At 70.1% G+C, this 19,037-nt stretch carries 15 protein-coding genes; 11 read left to right on the top strand and 4 right to left on the bottom strand.

Annotation, left to right across the window (positions count from 1 at the left end):
• The first annotated feature begins 31 nt into the window (after positions 1 to 31).
• Positions 32 to 1,168 carry a redoxin domain-containing protein gene (locus ACT53R_RS18700; RefSeq protein WP_476173425.1) on the top strand — a complete coding sequence of 379 codons (1,137 nt, stop codon included), beginning with the start codon at positions 32 to 34 and terminating at the stop codon, positions 1,166 to 1,168.
• 13 nt (positions 1,169 to 1,181) lie between these two features.
• Here ACT53R_RS18700 and ACT53R_RS18695 read toward each other — a convergent pair whose 3' ends face one another.
• Complete coding sequence (locus ACT53R_RS18695; RefSeq protein WP_476173424.1) at positions 1,182 to 2,045, bottom strand: MBL fold metallo-hydrolase; 864 nt, start codon at positions 2,043 to 2,045, stop codon at positions 1,182 to 1,184.
• A 78-nt stretch (positions 2,046 to 2,123) separates the two neighbouring features.
• On the opposite strand from ACT53R_RS18695, the gene ACT53R_RS18690 reads away from it, so the two are divergent.
• The 4 genes from ACT53R_RS18690 to ACT53R_RS18675 all read left to right on the top strand — a co-directional run bounded on the left by ACT53R_RS18690 (position 2,124) and on the right by ACT53R_RS18675 (position 6,183).
• Positions 2,124 to 3,071, top strand: coding sequence for a nucleoside hydrolase (locus ACT53R_RS18690; RefSeq protein ID WP_476173423.1), 948 nt, complete (start codon positions 2,124 to 2,126; stop codon positions 3,069 to 3,071).
• 103 nt (positions 3,072 to 3,174) lie between these two features.
• A complete protein-coding gene (locus tag ACT53R_RS18685) occupies positions 3,175 to 3,417 on the top strand; it encodes a type B 50S ribosomal protein L31 (protein ID WP_476173422.1) in 243 nt (80 codons plus the stop codon).
• A gap of 318 nt (positions 3,418 to 3,735) precedes the next feature.
• On the top strand, positions 3,736 to 5,019 hold the full coding sequence (locus ACT53R_RS18680) for a citrate synthase (protein WP_476173445.1): 1,284 nt from the start codon (positions 3,736 to 3,738) through the stop codon (positions 5,017 to 5,019).
• Positions 5,020 to 5,175: 156 nt separating this feature from the next.
• Positions 5,176 to 6,183: an alpha/beta hydrolase gene (locus tag ACT53R_RS18675; RefSeq protein ID WP_476173421.1), complete on the top strand. Its 1,008-nt coding sequence runs from the start codon at positions 5,176 to 5,178 to the stop codon at positions 6,181 to 6,183.
• Between the two features lie 102 nt (positions 6,184 to 6,285).
• Here the strand turns inward: ACT53R_RS18675 and ACT53R_RS18670 are convergent, their stop codons facing one another.
• Positions 6,286 to 6,813 (bottom strand): Dps family protein, encoded by a 528-nt coding sequence (locus ACT53R_RS18670; RefSeq protein WP_476173420.1) that lies wholly within the window; start codon positions 6,811 to 6,813, stop codon positions 6,286 to 6,288.
• A gap of 120 nt (positions 6,814 to 6,933) precedes the next feature.
• Between ACT53R_RS18670 and hrpA the strand changes: the two genes are divergently transcribed.
• The 3 genes from hrpA to ACT53R_RS18655 all read left to right on the top strand — a co-directional run bounded on the left by hrpA (position 6,934) and on the right by ACT53R_RS18655 (position 11,843).
• Positions 6,934 to 10,980, top strand: coding sequence for an ATP-dependent RNA helicase HrpA (gene hrpA, locus ACT53R_RS18665; protein WP_476173419.1), 4,047 nt, complete (start codon positions 6,934 to 6,936; stop codon positions 10,978 to 10,980).
• A gap of 137 nt (positions 10,981 to 11,117) precedes the next feature.
• The gene (locus ACT53R_RS18660; protein WP_476173418.1) at positions 11,118 to 11,363 is read left to right on the top strand and encodes a hypothetical protein; all 246 of its coding nucleotides are present in this window, start codon (positions 11,118 to 11,120) and stop codon (positions 11,361 to 11,363) included.
• 231 nt (positions 11,364 to 11,594) lie between these two features.
• Positions 11,595 to 11,843, top strand: a complete 249-nt coding sequence (locus ACT53R_RS18655; protein ID WP_476173417.1) for a hypothetical protein — start codon at positions 11,595 to 11,597, stop codon at positions 11,841 to 11,843.
• A gap of 96 nt (positions 11,844 to 11,939) precedes the next feature.
• On the opposite strand, the gene ACT53R_RS18650 is transcribed toward ACT53R_RS18655, so the two are convergent.
• Positions 11,940 to 13,355: a S8 family peptidase gene (locus ACT53R_RS18650; RefSeq protein WP_476173416.1), complete on the bottom strand. Its 1,416-nt coding sequence runs from the start codon at positions 13,353 to 13,355 to the stop codon at positions 11,940 to 11,942.
• A 571-nt stretch (positions 13,356 to 13,926) separates the two neighbouring features.
• On the opposite strand from ACT53R_RS18650, the gene ACT53R_RS18645 reads away from it, so the two are divergent.
• A complete protein-coding gene (locus ACT53R_RS18645; RefSeq protein ID WP_476173415.1) occupies positions 13,927 to 14,181 on the top strand; it encodes a hypothetical protein in 255 nt (84 codons plus the stop codon).
• Positions 14,182 to 14,262: 81 nt separating this feature from the next.
• Here the strand turns inward: ACT53R_RS18645 and ACT53R_RS18640 are convergent, their stop codons facing one another.
• Positions 14,263 to 14,760, bottom strand: coding sequence for a hypothetical protein (locus ACT53R_RS18640; RefSeq protein WP_476173414.1), 498 nt, complete (start codon positions 14,758 to 14,760; stop codon positions 14,263 to 14,265).
• Positions 14,761 to 14,835: 75 nt separating this feature from the next.
• Between ACT53R_RS18640 and ACT53R_RS18635 the strand changes: the two genes are divergently transcribed.
• Together ACT53R_RS18635 and ACT53R_RS18630 are read left to right on the top strand one after the other, a co-directional pair.
• Positions 14,836 to 16,995 carry a RelA/SpoT family protein gene (locus tag ACT53R_RS18635; RefSeq protein ID WP_476173413.1) on the top strand — a complete coding sequence of 720 codons (2,160 nt, stop codon included), beginning with the start codon at positions 14,836 to 14,838 and terminating at the stop codon, positions 16,993 to 16,995.
• Between the two features lie 43 nt (positions 16,996 to 17,038).
• Entirely contained in the window at positions 17,039 to 18,550 is a 1,512-nt protein-coding gene (locus ACT53R_RS18630; protein WP_476173412.1) for a hypothetical protein, read from the top strand.
• The last annotated feature ends 487 nt before the right edge of the window (positions 18,551 to 19,037 follow it).

Below are 19,037 nucleotides of genomic sequence, written 5' to 3'. Positions count from 1 at the left end.
CGTCCGAATCCCCGTCGCAAGGAGAGCCCGCATGTCCCGTTCCCTCGATGCCATGCGGACGCTCGGTCTCGGCGGGCTGCTTCTCGCGGCCTGCGGCATCGGCCCGGCGGCGGCAGCGCCCGCTGCGGTCGGCGACCACGTGCCGGCGTCGCTGTTCTGCCGCGATCCCGCCGCGGGCTGGGACGGCGCGCCCAGGCTGGTGGTGCTGATGCCGGCGCGGAGCACGTACGGCGGCATGCTCCTGCTCGCTTTCCAGCAGTATTTCCGCTTCGGGCACGCGCTGCCGCCGGCCGCCCGCGAGCCCGGCGTCCGGACCGTGTTCGTGACCGGCGCCGTCGAGGAACCGGCCACCCTGTTCACCGACAGCGACTGCGCCCCGGTCATCGACGCGCGGGCGCTGGCCGGCATCGCGAGCGCCACCGGCCGCACGCTCCCGCTCGCCGATGATGCCGACGCCACCGTGCTGCTGCTCGACGCGCATGACGTGGTGCGCTGGCGCGACGACGGCTACCGCGCGCAGGGCGAGCATCTCAAGCCGCTGGAGGTGGCGGTGAAGGGGCTGCTCGGCGCGCCCGATCCGATCGTCGCCGACCCGGGCACGCCGCCGCCGGTCGTCGGCGATCAGGCGCCGGACTTCGCGATCGGCATGCCCGCGCCGCGCGGCCAGGCAGCGCGACCTTCCGCCGCCGGGCCGCGGCTTTCGGAGCTGCGCGGCAAGGTCGTCGTGCTCGCGTTCTATCCTGCCGCCTACAGCGGCACGCTGCCGCTGCAGGCTGGTTCGGTGGAAGCGAAGATCGAGGCCGCCCGTGCGCGCGAACGCCGGCGGATGATGTCCTGCGCGGTCCAGCTCGACGAGATGGATCGCCTGCTCGCCAAGGACGATCCGCTGCGCGGCGATGTCGTGCGGCTCGCGGTCAGTGCGTCGACGCCGGCATTGCTCGACGGCTGGCGCCGCGTGCTGGAAACCCGCGACCTGCGTTACGTCAACGATCCCGATTACGCCATCGCCCGCCGCTACGGCAGCTACGACGCGCAGGCGGGCTACGACCTGCGCAAGGTCTTCGTGATCGATCGCGACGGTCGCGTCGCCTACGTCGAATCCGATTACGCCGAAGGCGATGCCGACGCGCTGCATCGCGCGATCGAAGCCGCGGCGGTGCGACGTTGATCGTGCGGGCGGATCAGAACCGATCGAGCGGCAGCTTGAGGTAACGCACGCCGTTGGCGTCGGGCTCGGGCAGGCGGCCGGCACGGATGTTGACCTGGACCGACGGCAGCAACAACGCCGGCATCGCCAACGTGGCGTCGCGCGCGGTGCGTACGGCGACGAACGCCGCTTCGTCCACGCCGTCGCGCACGTGGATGTTGCCGGCCTTCTCCGCGCCGACCGTGGTTTCGCAGGCGTAGGCGCGGCCGCCCGGCGCGTAGTCGTGGCAGACGAACACGCGGGTGTCGTCGGGCAGCGCGAACAGGCGTTGGATCGAGCGGTACAGCATGCCCGCGTCGCCGCCGGGGAAATCGCAGCGCGCGGTGCCGCCGTCGGGCATGAAGATCGAATCGCCGACGAACAGCGCATCGCCGATGCGGTACGCGACGCTGTCGTTGGTGTGGCCCGGCACCGCGATCACCTCGGCGTCGATCGCGCCGACCGCGAACCGTTCGCCGTCGGCGAACAGATGGTCGAATTGCGAGCCGTCGGTCGCGAAGTCGGCGCCGAGGTCGAAGATCGGCCGGAACGTCGCCTGCACGGTGCGGATGCCTTCGCCGATGGCGAGCATCGCGGCGGGGAACGCGGTCTTCAGCCAGTGGCCGGCGCTGAGATGATCGGCATGCGCGTGGGTTTCGAGGATCCAGCGCACGTCGAGGCCGTGTGCCTGCGCGTGATCGACCAGCTGTTGCGCCGACGTCGTGCCGGTGCGTCCGGATTTCGCGTCGAAGTCGAGCACCGGGTCCACGATGGCCGCCTGCTTGGTTGCGTCGTCGGCGACCACGTAGGTCCAGGTGCAACTGTCGGCGTGGAAGAACGGGGTGACGGTGGGGCGCATGGGCGGCTCCGGTGATGCGAGTGCCCGATTCTAGCCCGCGGGGCTGTGCCGTCGCCCCGGCATCGGCATAATCCGTCGATGAACGACAAACTCCCTCTGCTGATCGACACCGACCCGGGCGTGGACGACGCGCTCGCCCTGCTGATGGCCTTCGACGCGCCGCGTCACGAGGTGATCGCGCTGACCATCGCCGCCGGCAACGTCGGCCTGAAACACACCGTCGCCAACGCGCTGAAGCTGTGCGACGTGGCCGAGGTCGACATCCCGGTGTTCGCCGGCTGCGACGCGCCGCTGCTGCACGCCGCGCCCGATGCCTCGTACGTGCACGGCCGCGACGGTTTCGGCGACATTGGCTATGCGCCGGCCGCGAAGCAGGCCGAAGCCGAACACGCCGCGCTCGCGATGATCCGCCTCTCGCACACGCATGCCGGCCGGCTGGTGGTGTGCATGCTCGGGCCGCTGACCAACCTCGCCGTCGCGCTGAAGCTCGACCCGACGCTGCCGCAGCGCATCGGCCGGATCGTGGTCATGGGCGGTGCGGTGACGGGGCAGGGCAACACCACGCCGACGGCGGAGTTCAACATCGGCTTCGACCCCGAAGCCGCGTGGGTGGTGTTCGAGGCGTTCGCCGCAACCGGGAAGGTCGTCGAAGTGGCGGACTGGGAGGCGGTGATCCGTCACGGCTTCCTGCACACCGACGTCGAGGCCTGGCTGCGCGCCGATCATCCGCGCGCCCGGTTCTACGAGGCGATCTCGCGCAAGACCCGCGAATGGTCCGCCGGCCTGCGCGGTGAACGCTGGCATGCCGCCGACGCGCTGGCGATGGCGCTGGTGGTCGCGCCGGAAGATGCCGTGACGCTGGAACGCCGGCCGCTGCGGATCGAACTGGTCGGGACCGAGACGCGGGGCGCCACCGTCGTCGACTGGGGCCGGCGCAGCGGCCGGGCCGACAACGCCGAGCTGCTGATGGCCTACGACCAGGCCGCCTTCGAGGCGCTGATCCGGCGGGCACTGCGGGCCGGATGAGGCCCGCGGGGCCGGGTCGTGCCGGCGGTCGGGTCCGGACTTGAGCCGGGGCGCGGGGCGCCGCTATAATGCCCGGCTTTCCGCCCAACTCCGGTACCCTGCCATGAAGGCCGACATCCATCCCGAATACCGTCAGGTCGTGTTCCAGGACGTGACCTCGGAGTTCAAGATCCTCACCCGCTCGACCCTTGGCAGCAAGGAAACGATCAAGTGGGAAGACGGTAACGAGTATCCGCTGATCAAGGTCGATATCTCGTCGTCCTCGCACCCGTTCTACACGGGCCAGCACAAGATCGTGGACACCAGCGGTCGCGTCGACAAGTTCCGCAAGCGCTACGGCAAGTAATCGCGCGTCGCGCGACGGGTCGGTCCGCCGGCCCTGCGCGCGCATCGCGATCCGTACGTTCAGTGTGCACGTTCCAGGACGGCCGCCTTCGGGCGGCCGTTTCCGCGTGCGCATTCGTGTGCGTGCAGGAGGCCGAGGGCATTGCCTCCGACCAAAGTCCGGAGCGGCACATGCGGGACGGTATGCGATAATCGCCTGCTGTCGCGACCGCGGTTGCGGCTTCCTTCCCCCGAACGCGCTGTGGCCGCTCCAGCGGTCCTGCGGTTCCAGTTCATCCAACGTTTCCGGGAGTGCGCCGTGTCTCAGCAGGATTCCAACATCCCCACCCAGGTGACCGTCGACGTCGACGGCAAGTCCGTCGTGCTGCCGGTGCATGCGCCGACGCTCGGCAACGGCTGCATCGACATCGCGAAGCTGCCGAAGGACACCGGGCTGTTCACCTACGACTCCGGTTTCACCGCCACCGCGTCCTGCCGTTCGGCCATCACCTACATCGACGGCGACGCCGGTGTGCTGCTGTACCGCGGTTATCCGATCGAGCAGCTCGCCGAGAAGTCGAGCTTCCTCGAAGTCGCCTATCTGCTGATGAACGGCGAACTGCCCAACGCGAACGAATTCTCCACGTTCGAGCATGAGGTCACGCATCACACGATGATGCACGAGGCCTTCCGCACCTTCCTGTTCGGCTTCCGCCACGACGCCCATCCGATGGCGATGCTGGTGGGCATGCTCGGCTCGATGGCGAGCTTCTATCACAACACCCTGGACCTGGACGACGCCGAGCAGCGCCGCCTCGCCGCGATCCGCCTGATCGCGAAGGTGCCGACCATCGCCGCCGCCTGCCATCGTTATTCGATCGGCTGGCCCAGCCGCTATCCGAAGAACAACCTCGAATACGTCACCCGCTTCCTGCACATGATGAAGGAAGTGCCGAGCGAGCCGCTGGAACTGAATCCGGTCGCGGCCAAGGCGCTGGACCTGCTCTTCATCCTGCACGCCGACCACGAGCAGAACGCGTCGACCTCGACCGTGCGTCTGGTCGGTTCCACCGGCGCCAACCCGTACGCGTGCGTCGCCGCCGGCGTCGCCGCGCTGTGGGGCCCGGCGCACGGCGGCGCCAACGAAGCCGTGCTGAAGATGCTGGAAGAGATCGGTCGCCCGGACAACGTGCAGTCGGCGGTCGACAAGGCGAAGGACAAGAACTCGGGCTTCCGCCTGATGGGCTTCGGCCACCGCGTCTACAAGAACTTCGATCCGCGCGCCAAGATCATCCGCGAGATGTGCTACAAGGTGCTGAACGAGCTCGGCGTGAACGATCCGCTGCTCGAAGTAGCGATGAAGCTCGAAGAGGCTGCGCTGAAGGACGAATACTTCGTGCAGCGCAAGCTCTATCCGAACGTCGACTTCTACTCCGGCATCATCTACAAGGCGCTGGGCATCCCGACCGAGATGTTCACGGTCATGTTCGCCATCGCGCGCACGGCCGGCTGGGTGTCGCACTGGCTGGAACAGCAGAACGATCCGGAAGCGAAGATCGGCCGTCCGCGCCAGATCTACACCGGCTACGCCGGCCGCGACTACAAGCCTGCCGACCAGCGCTGATCATCGCGCCAATGGCTGCTGACGAAGGCCCCGCACTGCGGGGCCTTCGCTTTTCCGGTGGCGGCGATCGCTTCGCGCGTCAACGCTGCGTGCGATGACGCGTTGATGGTGCCGGTCCGAAGGGGCGGACCGTTTTCCATCACACAAGGACAGGACATGAATGCGAATGTTACGTGGGCGCGACGTGCAGGCGTCGTGCTGCTGGGATTGCTCTGCCTCGCCGGCAACGCGCAGGCACAACAGGCTTGCAAGCCGGTGATGCTGGCGCCCGGCGCGCAGGGTGCGGATCTGTGCTACGGCAAGGAAACCTGGCAGGAGCCGACGCTCCGCAACGCCTGGATCAAGCAGAACTTCGATTTCTACCGCGCGCCGTCGACGACGCCGGTGCCGCTGATCATCTGGGCACATCCCAACGGCATGAGCAAGGCGCTGACGCCCGGGACGCACATGTACGAGGCACTGGTCGTTCCGGCGCTGCGTGCCGGGTATTCGTTCGCATCGATCGAGTTCCGCCATCCGGTAGTGAACGAAGATCTGCCGAACGGTCCCAACGATCCCGGCGTGCCGCACTACGACATCGCCCGCGCGCTGCAGTTCATCCGTGCCAACGCCGACGCGCTGGGCATCGACAAGCGCAACGTCTTCTTCGTCGGCCAATCGCGCGGCACGCTGACGATCTGGACGGCGCTGCAGGACGACATGGCGCGACCGAACAGCAACGACCCGGTCGCGCGCGAATCGACCCGCGTCAATGCGGTCTACGGCGTGAAGGCGCAGACGAGCTACGACGGCACGGAATTCGCGAACCTGTTCATCGTCAAGGCCGATCGCCCGGACTTCATCGCCGACTTCAACGCCGAGCACCCGAATCACGCGCAGTTCGGCAGCGCGATCCGCAGCGTCACCGCCGGCGCCGATCCTGATCCGCCGGTGCGGCTGATCTACGACGCACCGGTGGTGCCGCGACGCGTGACCTATGCCGAAATGCTGCTGATGGATTCGATCCACTATCCGAACTTCGGGCCCGCCCTGTGCCAGGCCTACACGGTGGCCTTCGGCAACAGCGCGCACTGCACCTACGACGCGGATGGGCGCTACAAGGACGATCCGATCGCCGCGTACGCCGGTTACATCGATTTCTTCAACCAGCACCGCGTGCCCTGATCCGCGCACGCGACGTGCGTCACCCGTCCCGCGATGTCGCCTGCATCGCGGGACGGAAGTGCCTCCGCGTCGTCACGGGAGGCATGCCGGCACGGGCATCGCTCAGGCCAGCAGCGAGCGCAGCATCCAGGCGTTCTTCTCGTGGATGTTCAGGCGCTGGGTCATCAAGTCGACGGTCGGGTCGTCGCCCGCGCCGTCGGCGGTCTTCAGCACCTTGCGCGCCGTGCGGCACACGGCTTCGTTGCCCACGACGAGTTGGCGTACCATTTCGCGCCAGTCACCGGCGCCGACCTCGCGGTCCTCGGCGATCGAGCTGAGCTTCACGAACTCGCCGTACGTGCCCGGCGCGCGGTAGCCGAGGGCGCGGATGCGCTCGGCGACGGCGTCCAGCGCGGTCCATTCCTCGGTGTACTGGCCCTCGAACATCAGGTGCAGGGTGTTGAACATCGGGCCGGTGACGTTCCAGTGGAAGTTGTGGGTCTTCAGGTACAGGGTGTAGCTGTCGGCCAGGAAATGGGAGAGGCCGTCGGCGATCTTCCTGCGGTCGCCGGCCGAGAGGCCGATGTCGATCTGCGGCGCGCCGTCGGTGGTGGCCGGGGCCGACTTGCCGGATTTGCGGGACTTGCTCATGGCGCTCACTCCGTAACGGTGGGACATGGGGCGCAGCCTACTCCTCGCTGCGCCGGACATACGCCAGACTAGTGGGACGACTTCAACAGATGAAGTCGATTGTTCGGATTGAAATGATTCATGCCTTCTATTGATCAGACCCGACAGGCCGCCCTGCGGCAGGGCCGCACCGCCATCGACGGCGCGCTGACCCGCGACCGCGGACGCCTGCACGGGCTGTGGTCGCGCTGGAGCGGCCGCCCGGCCGACGACGCGGCTCGGGACGCCTTCGCGCAGGCGCTGGCGGCGTCGGTCGCGGCGCGCGAGGCCCGCGCGGCGTCGCTGCCGACCGCGGTCGCGGTGGACCCGGCGCTACCCATCGCCGCCGAGGCCGACCACCTCGTCGAGCTGATCCGTGCCCATCCGGTCGTCGTGATCGCCGGCGAGACCGGCTCGGGCAAGACCACGCAGTTGCCGAAGCTGTGCCTGGCCGCCGGTCGCGGTGCCGCCGGCATGATCGGCTGCACCCAGCCGCGCCGCATCGCCGCGCGCGCGGTCGCCCGCCGCGTGGCCGAGGAGCTGAACGCGCCGCTGGGCGACCTCGTCGGCTACCAGGTGCGCTTCAACGACGCCGTCGGCGAGCGCACCGCGGTGAAGTTCATGACCGACGGCATCCTGCTGGCCGAGATCCAGTCCGACCGCTGGCTGTCGGCCTACGACACGATCATCGTCGACGAAGCGCACGAGCGCAGCCTCAACATCGACTTCCTGCTCGGCTATCTGAAGCAGTTGCTGCAGAAGCGCCGCGACCTGAAGGTCATCGTCACCTCGGCGACGATCGACACGGAGCGCTTCTCGAAGCATTTCAGCGATGCGCCGGTGGTGAGCGTCGAAGGCCGCGGCTATCCGGTCGAAGTGCGCTGGCGGCCGCTGGGCGGCGAGGGCGGAGACGATGGCGAGTCCGAAGGCGGCCGCTCGGTGCTCGACGGCATCGTCGCCGCCTGCGACGAGATCGCGCGCGGCAGTGGCTTCGGCGACACGCTGATCTTCCTGCCCGGCGAACGCGAGATCCGCGACGCGCACCAGGCGCTGGAGAAGCGCAAGTACCGTCACACCGAAGTGCTGCCGCTGTACGCGCGGCTTTCGGCGCGCGACCAGGACCGCGTGTTCAACCCCGGCCCGCAGCGGCGCATCGTGCTGGCGACCAACGTCGCCGAGACCTCGCTGACGGTGCCGCGCATCCATTACGTCGTTGATCCCGGCCTCGCGCGCGTGAAGCGCTACAGCCCGCGGCAGAAACTCGATCGCCTGCACATCGAACCGATCTCGCAGGCCAGCGCCGACCAGCGCAAGGGCCGCTGCGGACGCATCGCGCCGGGCACCTGCTTCCGCCTGTATTCCGAAGCGGAATTCCTCGCCCGCGATGCCTACACCGATCCGGAGATCCGCCGCGCCGCGCTCGCCGGCGTGATCCTGCGCATGCTGTCGCTGGGCCTCGGGCGCATCGAGGATTTCCCGTTCCTCGAACCGCCGGACCCGCGTGCGATCGCCGACGGCTGGCAGCAATTGTCGGAACTCGGCGCGATCGACACCGAACGCAAACTCACCGCGATCGGCCGCACGATGGCGCGCCTTCCGGTGGACGTGAAGCTGGCGCGGATGCTGATCGCCGCGCACAAGCACGGTTGCCTGCGCGAGATGCTGGTGATCGCGAGTTTCCTCGGCATCCAGGACCCGCGCGAACGCCCGGCCGACCAGCGCGGCACCGCCGACGCCGCGCACGCGCAGTTCGCCGATCCGAAGTCGGAGTTCATCGGCATCCTCAAGCTGTGGGAGGCGTATCGCGTCGCCCACGAAGAGATGACCCAGTCGCAGCTGCGCAAGTGGGCGGACAAGCAGTTCCTCGGTTTCCTGCGCCTGCGCGAATGGCGCGAACTGCATCGGCAGCTGAAGCTGCAGTGCGACGAACTGGATTGGGGCGATGGTCAGGGCGCGCGTGGCTCCGGTAGAGCGGGCTTCAGCCCGCTTGAACATGCCGCCGAAAAGCAGCGGCCTAAAGGCCGCTCTACCGAAGCCTTGGCAGATGCCGCGTCAGTCGACCACGCCATCGCCGTCGACTACGCGAAGCTGCATCGCGCATTGATCGCCGGCCTGCCGACGCAGCTCGGCAATCGCAGCGAGCGCGGGCTCTACGACGGTCCGCGCGGGCGCAAGTTCACGCTGTTCCCGGGTTCGCCGCTGGCGAAGAAGCCGCCGCCGTGGGTGCTGTCGGCGACGCTGCTCGACACCGAGAAGGTCTGGTCGATCACCAACGCCGCGATCGAACCGGAATGGGCGATCGACGAATTGCCGCATCTGCTCGCGCGACGCCACCACGATCCGCACTGGGCACGCTCGCAGGGTCGCGTGGTCGGCAGCGAGCATATCAGCCTGTTCGGGCTGGTGCTGGCGCCGAAGAAGCCGGTGCACTACGGCGCGCTGTTCCCCGAGGAATCGCGGACGATCTTCGCCCGAGACGCGCTGGTGACCGGCGAGATCAACACGCGCTGTGCATTCCTCGCGCGCAACCTCGCGACGCTGGCGAAGGCGAAGGAAGAGGAAGCCAAGCAGCGCCGCGCGGGCCTCGTCGTCGACGAGGACTGGCAGGCGCAGTGGTATCTCGATCGCCTGCCGCCGCAGGTGCACAACGCGCAGGCGCTGGACGCGTGGTATGCGAAACTGCCGGCAGCCGAGAAGGCGAAACTGGAGTGGTCGTTCGACGACCTGATGGTCGGTGGCGCCAGCGATGCCGAACGCTTCCCCAAGGTGCTGCCGCTTGGCGACGCGCGCCTCGCGGTGTCGTACCGCTTCGAGCCCGGCGCGCCCGACGACGGCATGACCGTGGCGGTGCCGCTGCACCTGCTCAACGCGCTCGATCCCGCACGGCTGTCGTGGCTGGCGCCGGGTTTCGTGCAGGACAAGGCGGCGGCGCTGATCAAGTCGCTGCCGAAGGCGCTGCGCCGCAACTTCGTGCCGGCGCCGGATTTCGCGCGTGCCTTTGCCGAAGCGTTCCCGCAGCCGGATGCCGACAGCTTCGAGGGCACGCTCGCGCGCTTCCTGAAGAAGCTCGGCGGCGTCGAACTCTCCGCGCTCGATTTCGACGTCGCGTCGATCGACGCGCACCTGCGCGCCAACCTGCGCCTGCTCGATGCGCCGGGTGCGCGCGGCGACGCGCGCCACGTGCTCGCCGAATCGCGCGATCTCGACGACCTGCGCGCACGCTTCGGCAAACGCGCGGCCGATGCCTTCTCGGCGCGAGCGGCGGAAGGCCTGGCGCAGCGCGGCCTGACGACGTTCCCGGCGACGGCGATCCCCGCGTCGGTGCCCGGCGCCGGCGGCGTGCCGGCGTATCCGGCGCTGCACGACGACGGCGACAGCGTGTCGCTGGCGGTGCACGCCGATCGCCGCGAAGCAGAGACGCATCATCCGCGTGGCGTGCGACGACTGCTGCGGCTCGCGCTCGCGGAACGCATGAAGCAGGCGCGGAAGCAGCTGCCGGTGCAGCCGAAGATCGCGCTGCTGTACGCGGCGATCGAGTCGCAGTCGCCGCGGCGCGACGGCCTGAAGGACAGCGATCGCCTGCGCGAGGATCTGGTCGAGGGCGCGTTCGCCGCGCTCGCCGCGGATGGGTTGGATGCGATCCGCGACCCCGACGCGTTCGCGCGCCGCGCGGATGCCGCCGGCAAGGCGCTGTTCGGCGAAGCGATGGACCGGCTGAAGCAGGCCGAGGTCATCCTCGCGCGCATCGCCGAGGTGCGCGCGGCGCTCGATTCGAAGCTGATGGGCTGGGCGCGTGCCAACCTCGACGACCTGCAGGCGCAGCTCGCGGGACTGGCGGCGCCGGGCTTCCTGCGCGACACGCCGGCGGACGCGCTGGCCGAATATCCGCGCTGGCTGAAGGCGATGGCGCTGCGTGCGGAGCGTGCGCTGCGCGATCCCGTGCGCGACCAGGCGCGGATGCTCGAACTCGTGCCGTTCGCGGACGCGCTCGCGGATGCCCGCGACCGCGGCGTCGACGCGCAGCCGGGCTGGCAGGCGCTGCGCTGGGAACTGGAGGAGTTCCGGGTCTCGCTGTTCGCGCAGGAACTCGGCGCGAAGGGCGGCGTGTCGGCGAAGAAACTGGCGACACGGCTGGCGCAATTGCGCTGAGCGTCGCGTCCCGCGGCGCCCCGGGTTGCTAGGCTGCCGCTGTCGCCCGCGTCGTGCCGTCGCGCGCGGGTGGGGGCGTCGCGGCATCACCGCTGTCGGCGTCGGACCTCGGCGGCTTCCGGACAAAAGGACATGCCATGCACAAGACCCTGCTCACCGGCGCCGCCGCCGTCGTGTTCGCCGCGGCCATGGGCGCCAGCGGCACGGCCGCCGCCTACCCGATGTATCCGACCACGCCCTGCACGTCGGCGAACGACGGCGAGATCACCACCGTCGACAGCTGGCGGCTGCCAGACGGCATCACCCAGCGCATCTACCAGTGCGATGCCGGCAACTGGGTGCTGATCGGCTACTGCGACGCGATGGGCTGCCTCTACCTCTGATCCGTTCGATCGCGTAAGCGACGCCCTCGGCGAACGTCGGGGGCGTCGCACGGCGGAGAGGCCGCGGCCGGCGGGCGCAACTGCGGCGAACGTCGCGTCTCGCGCGACGGCCGATTGCTAGTCTGCGATCGTCGCCCGTGCCGTGCCGTCGCGCCCGGGCGGCGATGCCGCGGGCGCCTCGTGCCTGCCGGCATCGGATCCCTCGACGGCTTCCACACGAAAGGACATGTCATGCACAAGACTCTGCTCACCGCGGTCGCCATCACCCTCTTCGCCGCGGCGATGGGGACCCCGGGTCGCGCCGCCGCCGCCCTGCCGTCGGGCCCGACCACGCCCTGCACCGACGAGAACCAGGGCGAGATCACGACCGTCGATTACTGGAGCCCGCGCACCGGTTACTGGGCGCGCATGTACCAGTGCGATTCCGGCAGCTGGCAGCTGGTCGGCTACTGCGACCAGAATGGCTGCATCTACTACTGATCGCCCAGCCCGCGTCGCACGAATCTCGCGGCGCACCAAAGACGAACCCCGGCTTTCGCCGGGGTTCGTGCTTTGCAGAACGATGCGACGCGACGCTTACGGCGTGGCGTTGATCGTCTTCTGGGCGTTGATGATGCCGGTGCCGATCGGCTGCGGCGGAGCGACGCCGAAGGCCTTGATGTTGGCCTTGACGATGCTTTCGCAGGTCGCCGGCAGGCAGTCGGCGCTGGGCTTGGAGTGCATCATCGCGACCAGGCCGGCCACGTGCGGCGACGCCATCGAGGTGCCGCTGTAGTACACGTAGGCATCCGCACCCGGCGTGGTGGTGCCGGCGTTCAGCGTCGAGGCGATGCTCACGCCCGGGGCCGAAACGTCGACGCCCGCGCCGTAGTTCGAGAACGAGGCCTTGGCGCCCGCGGAGTCGGTCGCGCCGACCACGATCAGGCCCGCGCCCGTGCAGCCGGCCGGGGTGAAGCCCGAGACGTTGAGGTTGCTGTTGCCGGCGGCCACGACCACCGTGGTGCCGCGGCTCAGCGCGCCGTTGATGGCGACCTGGATCGCGGACGTCGACGTGCAGACGCTCTGGCCGCCGAGGCTCATGTTGATGACGCTGGCCTTGTTCGCGCCGACCGTCGGCACACCGGCGACGGTGCCGCCCGAGGCCCAGGTGATGGCGTCGGCGATGTCGGCGAGCGTGCCGCCGCAACGGCCGAGCGCGCGCACCGCCAGCACCTTCGCCTGGTGGGCCATGCCCGCCACGCCGGCGGCGTTGTTGGTGACCGCGGCGACCGTGCCGGCGACGTGCGTGCCGTGCCAGCTGGAGTTGCTGGCCGGCGAGCCGGCGTAGCACTGGCCGGCGACGGTCCAGTCACCCGGATCCGAAGCGTCCGCATCGCGGCCGTTGCCGTCGTTGGCGGTGGTCACGTTCGAGATGAAGTCGTAACCGTTGATGATGTTGGCGGCCAGGTCGACGTGCGGGCGGTAGCCGGTGTCGATCACGGCGACGATCTTGCCGGCGCCGCGATAGCCGGTATCCCACGCCAGGTTGGCATTGCTGCCGCCGACGCCGCTCTGGAAGCCGTACTGCAGGTTGTAGTACGTGTCGTTCGGGGTCAGCGTGGGCTGCAGCATGATGTTCGGCTCGACGAACAGCACGTCCGGATCGGCCGCGATGTTGCGCATCAGGGTCTCGGCCTCGACGCGATCGAGCTTGCGGCCCGTGCGGACGAGGTCGGCGCCGATGCCGAGGGTGCGCTCGAAGCGGACCGACGTCGCCTTGGCGCGACCGAAGGCGCGGTTGGCGGCGGTGCCGACGCGGCTGATCATCTGGGTCTTGTCGCGCTTGGCGACGCTGCCGTCACGGTAGGTGACGATGAAGCCGTCGACCGGGCCGTTCGCGGCCAGGCCCGAAGCGTCGAAGCGGTTGGCGGCGAAGGCGGAAGCCGACAGCAGCGTGCCGCAGACGGCGGCCGAAAGGGCCAGGCGGCGAAGGGTCTTCTGTTGGGTGGACATACTCGTTAACTCTCCATGTGCTTGAGTGATGGTGTCCGCGCGCGGCTGCCGTGCCTGGCGAGTCTGGCTGCCATGCCGGTTCCGTCTCCGTGAAACCGGGCCGCCTGTGCGCGAAGGGCGACTCTGCGCCCGCGGCGAGAATCGTTTGCGTACCGGGGCTTGTCAAACCCGTTCGTCGCGGTGGCGATGACGTTCCGTGATACGCGTTCCGCGATCTCACGATTTCTTCACGGCTGTCGGACGAACGGTCGGCGGGCGGGGGGATGAACGGTGCGGACCTGCATGGAGACAGGCTTTCCGATGCCGTGGACGACTGTGCCGGACGCGCCGTGCGCGCCGACGGCGCGATGAAGCGCACGCGGGAAGCCGACGCGCGGGATGCGGCGCTCGCGTGTGCCGTCCGCACGCACGACGCTGGCGCAAACGATGACGAGCGGGTGTCGCCGTCGCACGACGGACGATGTGCTACGGTCGGGGCAGGGGTAGACCGGCAGGACGCCGTCGACTGCCAGGCGCGGGCGCCGCATGCCGACCGCGCGATCCCGGCGGCATTCCAGGAAGGAGAACCACCATGTTCCGCACGATGATGACCGGACTGCTGTTCGCGCTGCTGGCCGGCGCGATGGGATCGGCCGACGCCCAGTCGATGGGCTGGCCGCAGCCGCGGACCGCCTGCACCGAGGCCAACGCCTGGCAGACCTACGACGTGCAGTACTTCACCCGCTACCAGCAGCTCCAGATCACCTACGTCTGCGATCCCGATGCGGGCTGGACCGTGTCCATGGTCTGCGACCTGCAACCGGGCGGGATCTGCACCCTCTACTGACGACGCATCGCGACGACTGTCGCAAACGACGACGCCCGGCGAAGGCCGGGCGTCGTCGGTGCTGCGCGAGGGATGATGCGGTCACTTCACCCGTTCGACCTTCGCGCGGGTATTGAAGCCCTTCACCGCGAGGTACCAGCTGTTGCCGATCATGCTCGGGTTGATCCGCACCTCGGGATTCTCCAGGCGCGCGCCCACGAGGCTGGCTTCGTCGGTCTGGCGCCAGACTTGGCCGTTGTCGAGCGTGTACTCGCGGCCCCGGCCGAAGCCGCGGAACGACCCGGCGATGTGCGCGACGATCGGCTCGTCCGAACCGAAGTGGAAGAAGCCGCGGTTGTCGTTCTCGATCTTGTCCTTGGCTTCGGTTGCCGCCTCGGTGGCGACGGTCTCGATCTTGCGGCCCAGCCACTGGTTGAGCTTCGCCAGCTCCTCGGGCGAGAGCTTGTCCAGGCCCGCGGCGCGGAATTCCTCGTGCGTCATCTCGCGCTCGATCGGTTGCGCCTGGCGGGCGAAGGTGGCCGTCGGCACCAGCACGGCAGCGAGGAGGGCGACGGACAGGAACGTGCGGAGCATCGACATGGCGGGCCTCTGGGGATTTCGCTTGCGGCGGGACCGGTCTAGTGTAGGCGGACCCCACCTCGCTTGAACACGCGCGTGTCCGCCGTCGCCGAACTCCCGCCCGCCCTGCTGTCGCTGCCGCCGGTGGCGTCGTTGCCCGCGCCGCTGCGGCAGGCGCTGGCGCAGGCCGCCGGGCCGGAACCGGTCGCGCCGATCGATCCGGCCGTGCTGGCGCGGCTGGAAGACACGCTGGCCTCGCTGGCGCTGCTGAACGCCGATGGCGAAGCGGTGCTGGCGACGATCCTGCACGAACTGCCCGAGTGGGAGGCGCGGCTCGCGCCGCGGCTGGCGAAGGCGTGGCCGGGCGTCGCCACGCTGCTGGAAGGCCAGCGCGCCGCGGCGCAGGTGTGGACCCTGCACGCCGCCGACGCGGGCGGACGCAACGCCGAGGGCCTGCGCCGGCTGCTGCTGGTGATGGTCAAGGATCTGCGCGTGGTGCCGATCCTGCTGGCGCGGCAACTGGCGCTGCTGCGCGCCGCCGGTGCGCTGCCCGAGGCCGAACGCCGCGCGCTGGCGCAGCTCACCCGCGACATCCACGCGCCGCTCGCCAACCGGCTGGGCATCTGGCAGCTGAAGTGGGAACTCGAAGACCTCGCGCTGCGCCATCTCGAACCGGAGACCTACAAGCGCATCGCGCGCTGGCTGGACGAGAAGCGCGGCGACCGCGAGCGCTACATCGAGACCGTGAAGCGCCAGCTCGGCGACGCGCTGAAGGCGCAGGGCGTGGACGCCGAGGTCGCCGGCCGGCCCAAGCACATCACCAGCATCTGGAAGAAGATGCAGAAGAAGGGCCTGTCGATCGATGGCCTGTACGACCTGCGCGCGGTGCGGGTGATGGTGAAGGACCTGCCCGCCTGCTACGCCGCGCTGGGCGTGGTGCACGCGCTGTGGACGCCGATCCCGAGCGAGTTCGACGACTACATCGCGCGGCCCAAGGCCAACGACTACCGCTCGCTGCACACCGCGGTGGTCGGGCCCGAGGGCAAGACGCTGGAGGTGCAGATCCGCACCCACGAGATGCATGCGCAGGCGGAACTCGGCGTCGCCGCGCACTGGCGCTACAAGGAAGGCCGCAGCGCGCCCGCCGACGCCGGACTCGACCGCAAGATCGAATGGATGCGCCGGCTGCTCGACGCCGGCCGCGACGGCGGCGAGGCCGAGGGCCTGTCCGCCGCGTTCGACAGCGAACTGATCGAGGACCGCATCTACACGCTCACGCCGCAGGGCGACGTGATCGACCTGCCGGCCGGTGCGACGCCGCTGGATTTCGCGTACCACGTGCACACGATGGTCGGCCACCGCTGCCGCGGCGCGAAAGTCGACGGCCGCATCGTGCCGCTCGACTACCAGTTGCGCAGCGGCGAACGTGTCGAAATCCTCACTGCGAAGACCGCGGAGCCGCGCCGCGACTGGCTGGTGGCGGCGAACGGCTTCCTCGCCAGCGGCCGTTCGCGCGACAAGGTGCGCGCGTGGTTCCACAAGCTCGACCGCGCGCGCAACGTGCAGGCCGGCAAGGAATTGCTGGAGAAGGAACTGCGCCGGCTGTCGCTGCTGCAGGCCGACCTCGCGCCGATGCTGGCGAAGTTCAACGCGCCGACGCTCGACGACCTGTACGTGCTGGTCGCGCTGGGCGACCTCGGCCCGCACCAGGTCGGCCGCGCGCTGCTCGACCACGAGCGCGCCGCGCAGGCGCCCGCGACCGATCCGGTCGAACTGGCGCCGCGCCCGCCGACGAAACCGCGCGGCGGCACCGGCAGTTCCGCGTTCACCGTGGTCGGCGTCGACAACCTGCTGGTGCAGATCGCGCGCTGCTGCCAGCCGCTGCCGGGTGAACCGATCGCCGGCTTCCTCACCCGCGGCCGCGGCGTGACCGTGCACCGCGCCGACTGCGCGTCGTTCCTGCGTCTGTCGACCAGCCAGCCGCAGCGCGTGCTGTCGGTGGAGTGGGGCCGCAGCGGCGGCGGGCACACGGCGTCGGTCGCGGTGGAGGCGGTGGACCGGCGCTGGCTGCTGAAGGATCTGAGCAACCTCATCGCGCAGGACGACGCCCACGTGCTGTCGATCCACAGCGACCGGCTCGAAGGCAACCGGGTGCGCCTGCGCCTGCAGTTGCGCGTGCGCGACCACGACCAGCTCAGCCGCCTGCTCGGCCGCATCGACAGCCTGGCGGGCGTGGAGACCGTGCGCCGGGTGTGAGCGCGCGCCTCTGGCCGTCGCAACGGCGCGCTATGCTCGCGCGGTGACCGCCGGCCGCGACGACTTCCCGTCCCGATTCGCCCACGCGCTGCGTCGGCGCTGGCCGCTGTGGCTGGCGTCGGTGCTGGCGCTGCTGCTGCCGCTGGCGTGGTGGCTGCGCGGTCCGCTGGCCGAGCGCCTGTGGCCCGCGGCCGAAGCCGAACGCCTGCGCGTGCAGGCCGACGCGGCGCTGCGCGCGGGAAACCTGAGCGCCGCCGATGGCCGCGGCGCGCGCGAGCTGTACGAAGCCGCGATCGCGATCGATCCCGACCGCGCCGAACTGCGCGCGGGCCTTGGCCGCGTCGCGCAGGCCGCGGTCGCGCGTGCCAGGCGCGCTGCCGCCGCCGACCGCTTCGCCGACGCGCATCGCGACCTGACGCTGGCCCGCGCGCTGTCCGCGCCGCGGCCGCAGGTCGACGCCGTCGCCGATGACCTGCGCCGGCGCGAAGCCGCGGTGGCGGGCATCGACGGCCTGCTCGATGCCGCCGACGCGGCGCTCGCCGCCGGCCGTCTGCACGGCGCCGACGATGCGGCGCTGCCGCTCTACGCCCGCGTGCTGGCGCTGCAACCGAAACACCTGCGTGCGCTGGAAGGTCGCGACGACGCGCTGTCGGCCTTGCTGCGGCAGGCGCGCACGGCGCTGTCGCGCGGCGATCTGGCCGGCGGCGCGGCGCTGATCGATGCGGCCGCGGGCTTCGACCCGGGCCATGCGGAACTGCCGGACGCCCAATCGACGCTGGCGCAGGCCGGCGAACGTGCACGCCGACGCGCTGACGCCGATCTGCGCGCCGGTCGCCTGCCGCGTGCAGAGGCCGGCTACCGCGCGCTGCGTGACGCACACCTGCAAGGCGACGCGCCTGCTGTCGGCTTGCGCGCGGTCGGTGCCGCGCACGCGCAGCAGGCGCGCCGGGCAGCGGAGGATTTCGCGTTCGATCGCGCCCGCGCCGAACTCGACGCGGCGCGCGCACTTGCCGCCGATGCGCCCGACGTGAAGCGCGCCGAGGACGCGCTGCAACGCGCCGAGCGCACGCACGCCGGCCTCGGTGCACCAAAGCGTTCGCCCGAGACCGAGCGCCGTCTGCGTCGATTGCTGCTGGAATCGGAAGTCGCCGAAGCGCGCGGCGACTGGCTGACGCCACCGGGCGACAGCGCGTTCGACAAACTTCGCGCCGCACGCGCGCTGGCGCCCGACGACCTCGGCGTGCGCCGCGCCAGCGAACGCATGCTGCCGCGCGTGCGCACCTGCTTCGAGACCGCACTGCGCGACAACGCGCTGCAACGCGCCCGCGTCTGCCTCGACGCGCGTGTCGTGCTCGAAGGCGCCAGCCGCGACAGCGCCGCCGCCCGCACCCGTCTCGCCCAGCGCTGGGTCGCGATGGCCGAACAGCGCTTGCGCGACGGCGACATCCCCGGTGCCACCACCGCCCGCGACGCCGCCCGCGGCCTCGATGCGAAAGCCGATGGGCTCGCCGACCTCGACGAACGCCTGCGCGCCGCTGCGTCGGCCGAACGCTGATCCCGCTGCGTGCTCGGTAGAGTGGAGCGAAGCTCCGCTGCACCCTTTCCGTCGTGCGGTCGCCGCGAATCCGGACACCACCTTTCCTGTAGGAGCGCCGGAAGGCGCGACGGGCTGCGGAAAGGCTGTCTTCCGTCCGTCGCGACTTCCGTCGCTCCCACAGGATGTTGCGCGTGCATCTCGCGACGGCGGCGGCTCCCGTGCGGGAACGCTGTTCAGGCGAATCGCTTGCGGAGGGGGCAGCGGAGCTTCGATCCGCTCTACGCGCGCGGCGTCGAGGCGAGTCTCCGTCATGCGATCGCCGCGGATCCGAACACGACCTTTCCTGTGGGAGCGACGGAAGTCGCGACGGGCTACGGAAAGGCGGTCTTCCGTCCGTCGCGACTTCCGTCGCTCCCACAGGATAGTGCGTGTGCATCTCGCGACGGCGTTGGCTCACATGCGGCAACGCCGTTCCGGCGACCGGCTTGCGGACAGGGAGTAGCGG

It is taken from the genome of Lysobacter sp. DMC104 (assembly GCF_056313665.1).
This window is presented reverse-complemented; position numbering and strand designations above follow the sequence as displayed.

Coding starts and splice junctions, on each gene's coding strand:
- ACT53R_RS18700 (WP_476173425.1), top strand. CDS start 32: ATGTCCCGTTCCCTCGATGCCATGCGGACGCTCGGTCTCGGCGGGCTG.
- ACT53R_RS18695 (WP_476173424.1), bottom strand. CDS start 2,045: ATGCGCCCCACCGTCACCCCGTTCTTCCACGCCGACAGTTGCACCTGG.
- ACT53R_RS18690 (WP_476173423.1), top strand. CDS start 2,124: ATGAACGACAAACTCCCTCTGCTGATCGACACCGACCCGGGCGTGGAC.
- ACT53R_RS18685 (WP_476173422.1), top strand. CDS start 3,175: ATGAAGGCCGACATCCATCCCGAATACCGTCAGGTCGTGTTCCAGGAC.
- ACT53R_RS18675 (WP_476173421.1), top strand. CDS start 5,176: ATGAATGCGAATGTTACGTGGGCGCGACGTGCAGGCGTCGTGCTGCTG.
- ACT53R_RS18670 (WP_476173420.1), bottom strand. CDS start 6,813: ATGAGCAAGTCCCGCAAATCCGGCAAGTCGGCCCCGGCCACCACCGAC.
- hrpA (WP_476173419.1), top strand. CDS start 6,934: ATGCCTTCTATTGATCAGACCCGACAGGCCGCCCTGCGGCAGGGCCGC.
- ACT53R_RS18660 (WP_476173418.1), top strand. CDS start 11,118: ATGCACAAGACCCTGCTCACCGGCGCCGCCGCCGTCGTGTTCGCCGCG.
- ACT53R_RS18655 (WP_476173417.1), top strand. CDS start 11,595: ATGCACAAGACTCTGCTCACCGCGGTCGCCATCACCCTCTTCGCCGCG.
- ACT53R_RS18650 (WP_476173416.1), bottom strand. CDS start 13,355: ATGTCCACCCAACAGAAGACCCTTCGCCGCCTGGCCCTTTCGGCCGCC.
- ACT53R_RS18645 (WP_476173415.1), top strand. CDS start 13,927: ATGTTCCGCACGATGATGACCGGACTGCTGTTCGCGCTGCTGGCCGGC.
- ACT53R_RS18640 (WP_476173414.1), bottom strand. CDS start 14,760: ATGTCGATGCTCCGCACGTTCCTGTCCGTCGCCCTCCTCGCTGCCGTG.